The following is a 7,023-nucleotide window of genomic DNA, read 5'->3' on the forward strand; positions in this document are numbered from 1 at the left end:
GTGACCGTCCACCGCGGGGGCGGCGACCGGGGCCGGGCGGTGGCGGCCGACTGCGGAGCTCGGGTCAGCCTCTGATGCAGGCGGCGGCATGTGTGTCCGGGCGCCTGTGCGTCCAGCGTCTGTGTGTTCGGGCGCCGGTGCGTCCTGAGCCGGTGTGTCCAAGCGACCGTGCATCCTGAGCCGGTGTGTCCAAGCGACCGTGCATCCTGAGCCTGTGTGTCCGGGCGCCCGTGCGTCCAGCGTCTGTGTGTCCGGGCGCCTGTGCGTCCTGAGCCTGCGTGTCTTGCGCCCGTGTCCAGCGCCTGTGTGTCCGGGCGTCGGTGTGCCCTGAGTCCGTGCGTCCGGCGCCTGAATGTCCTGAGCTCGTGTGCCCGGGCCCCTGTGGTCGGCGCTTGTGAGTCCTGAGCCTGTGTGGTCAGCGCCCACGGGTTCGGATCCCTGTGTGTCTGGCGCCCGTGTGGCCAGCGCCCGCTGTTCCGGCGCCCATGTGGCCAGCGCCCACTGTTCCGGCTCCCGTGTGTTCGGAACCGTGGGCGTCCGGCGCCCCTGCCTCCACTGCCCCTGTGTCCGACGCCCGCGTGTTCGGGACCCGTGTGTGCGGCACCCGTGTGTCCGGCACCCGTGTGTCCGGCGCCAGGTGCCCAGGTGCCCAGGCGCCCAGGCGCCCAGGTGGGCGAGGCCTACGCCCGACACCATGTACTGGGCGCCCATGCGTCCGGTACCCAGACCGCCTCACCCCTCGCGGCGCCCACGCGTACACCCCCGCCGCCGATCGGCCCGGTACCCCGTCGGCCGGACGCCGTAGCGGAGTCAGTACCGCAGCACGCCCGCGATGCCGTCGGCGCCGCCCAGTGTGCCGTCCGGTACGAAGCGGACGTCGGCGCCGGTCTCCAGGCACTGCTCGACGATCTCGTCCACGATGTCCTCACGGGCGTCGAGGTCGCCGCTCTCGGCCGGGACCAGATGGTCACCGTCCTGGTCGCGGACCGTCACCCGGTAGTTCTCCTCGACGGCCAGCAGGCGTAGGCGGCCCTCCCGGGCGCTCTGCCAGATCTCGTCGACGCCGGCCGCGAACGCCCGCCGCCCGCGCGCCGATTCGAGCTCCCGCGTCACCGTGTCGGTGCTTTTGCGGGCCTCCGCGTCGACCAGTGGCCGGACCGCCTGCCACACAGCGTCCGGGGTGCCGTGCGCGAGTCCGCCGTGCGGGACGTGGACGGCGCCCTTGCTGACGCTGCCGACGTCGTCCAGCGCGGACAGGGCCGCGGGCTCGCCGGTGACGTACAGCGGCCGCGGGTCCTCGTGCAGGAGCCTGCCCAGCGCGGTGTCGGCCTCGCGCAGGAAGTGCCGCGTGCCCTCGTCCCGGAAGGTGCTCGGCATGTCACCGATCCGCTCCAGGCGCTCGGCGTCGAAATTCTCCCGGGTCCTGGTCAGCGGGAAGCCGCCGGCGCGGTGCTCGCTGACCCGGTCGACGCCGCCGTTCCACAGGGTGGCCCGGTCTGCGGAGACCGACAGTACCCAGAACGGCTGCTCGGAGGCCTGGGCGGAGACGAGGTTGCGGGTGAGGAAGGTGTCCGAGAGCACCACGCGCTCCGGTACGGCGCGGGCCAGGGACCACACCTGGTGCTCACCCGGAGCGGCGAAGATCACCAACCCGTCCTCCGCGTGCGCGAGATCGACCTCGGCGAGAGCCTGGTCGAGCTGCCGGGAGACGTCGATGCGCCGCAACCGGGGGACCGCCGGATCGGCCTCCAGCTGCTTCTTGGCCTCGGCCACCACGTTGCGCAGCCGGACCGGATCCTGGGCGTTCTCGGGTTCACGGCGGTGGGTCGGCGTCAGCACGGACACCGCCGGATAGGCGCGCGGGCGGCGCAGTTCGGAGAGGGTCGCAGGGCTGAGTGCGTGCTCCATAACAGCACCATAGGACTGATTCACCGATCGGGCATTTGGGGCAACTTGATCGGGTATTCGATGTATTTCGTTGTTAACGTGTTGAAGCTGAGCCTCCCGACCCTCACCACCATGGTCGTCGGTTCCATGGTCGGCGCCGGTGTCCTCGCTGCCCCGACCTCGACGCGCCCGCGCTCGGCGAGGGCGACACCGTGCTCGCGGTGGTGCTCTCCTCGGCCGGGCTGTGGCTGTTCTTCGCGCTCATCAGCCGGGGTGTGAAGGAGGCGGCGGCGATCAACAGGATCGTCACCGGCGCCAAGGTCGTGCCGATCGTCGTCTTCGTGATCCTGGCGCTCTTCTACCTCAAGCCGTCCCTCTTCGCCGACAACTTCGGTGGCGCAGACTATGCGGGCTCGCTGTTCCAGCAGGTCAAGGGCACCATGCTGGCAACGGTCCTCGTCTTCCTGGGAGTCGAGGGAGCCAGCGTCCTCGCGATCTTCGCCTCGGTGGCCATCGTGTCGTACGGCCTGATGCCGATGAGCGAGATCGCCGATCTGCGCCGGCCCTCCATGGCGGGCGTCCTCGAACACGCGGTCGGCACCTGGGGCAAGGTCTTCGTGAGCGTCGGCCTGATCGTCTCCGTGAGGTCGTCGACGAGGGCTCCGCGGCCTTCGTGGACGTCGTGGCCAAGGCGCTCGGACTGCCGGAACTGCGGGTCGTGGAGACCGGTGGGGACGTGTACGCGTCCGAGCGTCAGCAGTGGGACAGCGGCAACAACGCCGTCGCCCTGGAACTCGGTGTGGTCATCACCTACGACCACAACACCCAGACCAACAAGCTGCTGGGCAAGGCCGGCTTCGAGGTCGTCACCATCGTCGGCGTCGAACTGGGGCGCGGCCGGGGCGGTGGGCACTGCATGACCTGCCCGATCGTGCGGGACCCGGTGGAGTTCTGACGGCTCAGGCCGGCTCAGGCCCGGCTCGCCTCCAGAACGGCGATCGAGCCCTGGGCCACCGCGCACAGGGTCTCGGTGCCCTCGGCGTCCACGGTGCTCAGGTCGCAGCGGCACACGACACGGGTACGACCCGACCGTACGACCGCGGCACGGGCCCGCAGCAGTTCGCCGCGGGCGGGACGCAGGAAGTCGATGCTGAAACCGGCGGTGGTCACCGCGGCGCCGGCCACGGAACCCGCCGCGAAGGAGAGCGCGTTGTCCGCCGCGTAGCCGAGCACCCCGCCGTGCACGCTGCCGTGCTGCTGGAGCAGGTCGCCGCGGATGTCGAACTCGAGGGTCGCCCCGCCCTCCTCGAAGGCCGTCAGACGGGCGCCGACCAGGGTGCTGAAGGGCTGGGCCGCCAGGACCTTCCGGGCGAGCTCCAAGTCCAGGGTCTGATGCATCTCCCTACCTCACTTCACTGATGAAGTGAGACTGGCGCGTACCCGTCCCGTCTGTCAACATCGGCCCATGTCCGCCCCCGACGACCTGCGCCTCTACTTCCTGCTCCAGCGCGCCGCCCACCGTCTGCGCACCGCGGCGGACCGGCGCTGCCTGGCCGCCGCGGGGGTCACCACGGCCCAGCTCGGCGCTCTGTTCGCCCTGCGCGACGAGCCGGGCAGCACCCAGCAGCAGCTCGCCCGCACACTGGGGCTGCGCGAGTCGGCGGTGACCGGGCTGGTCGGACGGCTGACTGCGGCGGGCCTGATCGCCAAGGAAGCCCATCCTCGTGAACACCGGGCCGTCGTACTGGAGTTGACCGAAGCGGGGTCCGACGCCCTACGCGCCGCCCAGCCGGAGATCGACCGCTTCAACGCGGAACTCCGCGAGGTCCTGGGCGACGACGGCTTCGCCGGCGCGGCGACGGCCATGCGCCGGCTGGCGTACTGGGAGTCCTAGCGGGCCCAGCGCTCGGGCTGTGCCACGTAGATCCAGTCGAAGCCGTCGTATCCCTCGGTGTCGAGATGTGTGGCCCGGCTGAGTCCGGCGCGTCGCGCCACACGCTGTGATGCCGCGTTCGCCGGGCGCACGCGGGCGATCAGCGCAATCTCGGGCACATGCGCCGCTGCCCAGGCGGTGACCGCGGCGGCGGCTTCACCGGCGAAGCCCTGGCCCCAGGCCGAGGGGGCGAAACGGTAGAAGAGGTTCAGCACCGGTTCGCCGTGGAGCTCCATGGGCTTGATCCCGCAGAAACCGAGCTGCCGGGCGCGGTCGTGGCGTTCGACGACCCAGTAGCCGTAACCGTGCCGTTCCCACTGCCTGTCCCAGCGCCGGTACAGCTCCTCGGCCTCCTCGTGGCGGGTGAGTGCGTCGGAGGGATTGTGCGCGCACGCTTCCGGGTCGCTGTGGACGGCGAGGATCACGTCGACGTCGGCCGCGAGCGGGCGCCGCAGCCGCAGTCGTGAGGTCTTCAACTCCTCGGCGCAGGCGCTCCGTTCACTCATGCAGAGATCGTAGACCGAGTGGATCTCAGTCGTCTCGTTCGGACCCGCAGGAGCTGCCGTTCGGCGGCAGGCTGCCGTAGAGCAGGAAGTCGTCGACCTTGCGGTGCACGCACTTGGAGGAGGCGTACCCGGTGTGGCCATCGCCCTTGTTGTCGAGGACCACGGCCGAGTCGCCGAGGCGCTTGGCGGTCTCCACGGTCCAGCGGTACGGCGTCGCCGGATCGCCGCGGGTGCCGACCAGGAGAATCTTCGGGGAGCCGACGTCACGCACCTTCTCGCGGATGAAGTCGGTGCCCTTCGGGCGGCCGTAGCACAGCAGGTACTCGGTGAGCCGGTAGCGGCCGAAGACCGGTGACGCCTGCTCGTAGGCGGCCCGCAGCCGGGCCAGGTCCCCGGTGATCCGGTCGGCGCCGGGGCGGTCGGGATCGTCCGCGCAGTTGACCGCCATCAGCGCCGCCGCGAGATTGTCGAACGGTATGTCCTCCACGTCGACGAGGGGGCTGTGCGTCGGGTCGGCGGTCGGGGAGACGGTCCCGCGGAAGGACGGGAACGAGCCGCCGCCCGCGAAGGCGAGGACGCCCGTGGTGTCCCCCTGCTCCACCAGCTCGGCGAGCGCCCGCTCCAGCGACGGCCACAGCTCCTCGCTGTAGAGGGCCTGGCTGACGGCGCCCACGAGGTCCTGGCCGGTGAACTCCGGGCCGAATCCCGTCGGCACCGGATCCTCGTCCAGCGACGCCACGAGCCGTACGATCTGCTCCCGGGCGCCTCGCGCGTCGGTGCCGAACGGACAGGCGATGTCCTTCACACACCAGTCGAGGAAGTCCTCCAGGGCCGTCTGCTGCCCGGCGGCGCCCGCCACGCCCTGCTCGGACAGCGGCTCGGTGAGGGTGTCCACCCCGTCCAGCACCAGTCGGCCCACCTTCTTCGGGAACTGGGCCGCGTAGACCGCGCCGAGCCGGGTGCCGTACGAGAAGCCCAGATAGTTGAGCTTCTTGTCGCCGAGGGCGTCTCGGATGATGTCCAGGTCGCGGGAGACGTTGACCGTGCCGATGTGCGGCAGCACGGGCCCGGAGTGCTTGGCACACTGGGCGGCGGCCTTGCGCAACCGCCCCAGTACGGTCCGCGGATCCCGGTCGAGGGCCGTGTCGTCGTCCGTGGCCGCCAGCGCCTCGTCGGTGCCGTCCCCACAGCTGACGGGGGAGGACCGGCCCACACCGCGCGGATCGAACGACACCACGTCGTACTCGTCCGTGAGCCCCATGAAGTCGTCGCCGCCGGCCGCGAGGGAGGGCACACCCGCGCCGCCGGGACCGCCGAAGTTCAGCACCACCGACCCCCGCTTGTGCCTGGTGGCGGCCCGGTAGCGGGCGAGGGCCAGGTCGAGGGTGCCGGCGCGGGGCCTGGCGTAGTCGACGGGCACGGTGACCTTGCCGCACTGCAGGTCGTCGGGGGTCTCCATGCCGACACACCTCGACCAGCTGATCTTCTGACGGTAGAAGCGCGACAGGTCGGGCCCGGAGCCGTTCGCGGCCACGGCCGGCAGTCCGGCACCGAGCAGGGCAAGGCCCACGGCTCCGGAGAGAGCGCATCGCCGCCTCGACACCTTGGCGAGCATCCATGCCTCCAAGGACGCCCATCGGCGCCCTCGATCACGATAAGCGGCCCCCCGGGAGCACGCCTCCGGACGGGCGGGATCACGGAATGTGCCCTACTCTCGGCCCGCGCGGTGCCCGTGAGTCTGTTTTGCCGCAAGTTCGACAACCATGTCGCTCGATGGGGTGAAAGGCCGATTAGCCATAACTCCGATGGTTCGCCCGCGTTTTATGCGGTGCGGGTGACTGCCCGCGTCCATGTCTGGAAAGCAGGGAACCTATGAGACGGGTCACCCGAAACGGTGTGATCGCCGTCGCCGCCGCGTCCGGGGCGATGGCCGTGACAATGCCGGCGTATGCCGGGAGCGCGGCGGACGGCGCCGCGGCAGGCTCGCCCGGGGTGCTCTCCGGGAACACCGTGCAGCTCCCGGTGCACGTTCCGGTGAACCTGTGCGGGAACACCGTCGACGTGGTGGGGCTGCTCAACCCGGCCGCGGGCAACAGGTGCGGCAACGAGGACGCCGGCGGCGACGGCCGGTCGGCGTCCGGCGCGGTGACGACGGGCGAGGGCGCGAGGGCGGGCGGTGGCGCACGGTCCGGTGGCGACGTGGAGGAGGCGCCAGGCGTGCTCTCCGGCAACGGGGTGCGGCTCCCGGTCGGTCTCCCGGTCAACGTCAGCGGCAACTCGGTGAACGTGGTCGGCGTCGGCAACGCGTCCGTCGGCAACGAGTCCGTGAACGCACCCGGGGGCGACCTTCCCGACACCCCCGACGACCCAGACCGGCCGACGACCCCCACGCCCGGCACGCCACCGAAGAACCACCCCGGCCCGGAACCGGCCGCACCCGATCTGCCGGACACCGGGACCGCGCTCGCCCGCACCGGCGCGGACCAGATGCTGCCCGCCACGGTGGGCAGCGCCGCACTGCTCCTCGGCGGCGCCGCGGTGTACCGGCGCTTCCGCCCCCGAGGAACGCGCTGACGGACGACGGAAGGCCCCGCCGGGAGACCTTGGGTTCTAACGGTCCTCGCAACACCCGCGATCTGTGGGAGTTGCGAGGACCGTGGGCGTTGAGCGTGATGATCTTGCGGGATTGAGGGATCG

General features: G+C 71.2%; 6 protein-coding genes and 2 pseudogenes. 4 read left to right on the plus strand and 4 right to left on the minus strand.

From position 1 onward, the window contains the following. Positions 1-810: 810 nt before the first annotated feature. Positions 811-1,908, minus strand: a complete 1,098-nt coding sequence (locus tag AB0D34_RS02635) for a chemotaxis protein (RefSeq protein WP_362655326.1) — start codon at positions 1,906-1,908, stop codon at positions 811-813. Positions 1,909-1,968: 60 nt separating this feature from the next. Here AB0D34_RS02635 and AB0D34_RS02640 point away from each other — a divergent pair. Continuing rightward, positions 1,969-2,531, plus strand: a pseudogene (locus AB0D34_RS02640) (amino acid permease); the annotation flags it as partial. Beyond that, a pseudogene (locus tag AB0D34_RS02645) lies at positions 2,531-2,842 on the plus strand (arginine deiminase family protein); the annotation flags it as partial. The pseudogenes AB0D34_RS02640 and AB0D34_RS02645, both read left to right, overlap by 1 nt. Positions 2,843-2,856: 14 nt before the next feature. Here AB0D34_RS02645 and AB0D34_RS02650 read toward each other — a convergent pair. Continuing rightward, the gene (locus tag AB0D34_RS02650; RefSeq protein ID WP_362655329.1) at positions 2,857-3,285 is read right to left on the minus strand and encodes a PaaI family thioesterase; all 429 of its coding nucleotides are present in this window, start codon (positions 3,283-3,285) and stop codon (positions 2,857-2,859) included. Between the two features lie 67 nt (positions 3,286-3,352). On the opposite strand from AB0D34_RS02650, the gene AB0D34_RS02655 reads away from it, so the two are divergent. Continuing rightward, positions 3,353-3,781, plus strand: coding sequence for a MarR family winged helix-turn-helix transcriptional regulator (locus AB0D34_RS02655; protein WP_362655332.1), 429 nt, complete (start codon positions 3,353-3,355; stop codon positions 3,779-3,781). On the opposite strand, the gene AB0D34_RS02660 is transcribed toward AB0D34_RS02655, so the two are convergent. Both AB0D34_RS02660 and AB0D34_RS02665 read right to left on the minus strand, forming a co-directional pair. Next, entirely contained in the window at positions 3,778-4,326 is a 549-nt protein-coding gene (locus AB0D34_RS02660; RefSeq protein WP_362655334.1) for a GNAT family N-acetyltransferase, read from the minus strand. The genes AB0D34_RS02655 and AB0D34_RS02660 overlap by 4 nt on opposite strands. Before the next feature lie 25 nt (positions 4,327-4,351). Further along, a complete protein-coding gene (locus AB0D34_RS02665; protein WP_362655336.1) occupies positions 4,352-5,941 on the minus strand; it encodes an alpha/beta hydrolase in 1,590 nt (529 codons plus the stop codon). A gap of 257 nt (positions 5,942-6,198) precedes the next feature. Here AB0D34_RS02665 and AB0D34_RS02670 point away from each other — a divergent pair, with 257 nt between their 5' ends. Continuing rightward, positions 6,199-6,900 carry a chaplin gene (locus AB0D34_RS02670; protein WP_362655339.1) on the plus strand — a complete coding sequence of 234 codons (702 nt, stop codon included), beginning with the start codon at positions 6,199-6,201 and terminating at the stop codon, positions 6,898-6,900. Positions 6,901-7,023 lie beyond the last annotated feature (123 nt).

It is taken from the genome of Streptomyces sp. NPDC048420 (genome assembly GCF_040651535.1).
Classification (GTDB): domain Bacteria; phylum Actinomycetota; class Actinomycetes; order Streptomycetales; family Streptomycetaceae; genus Streptomyces.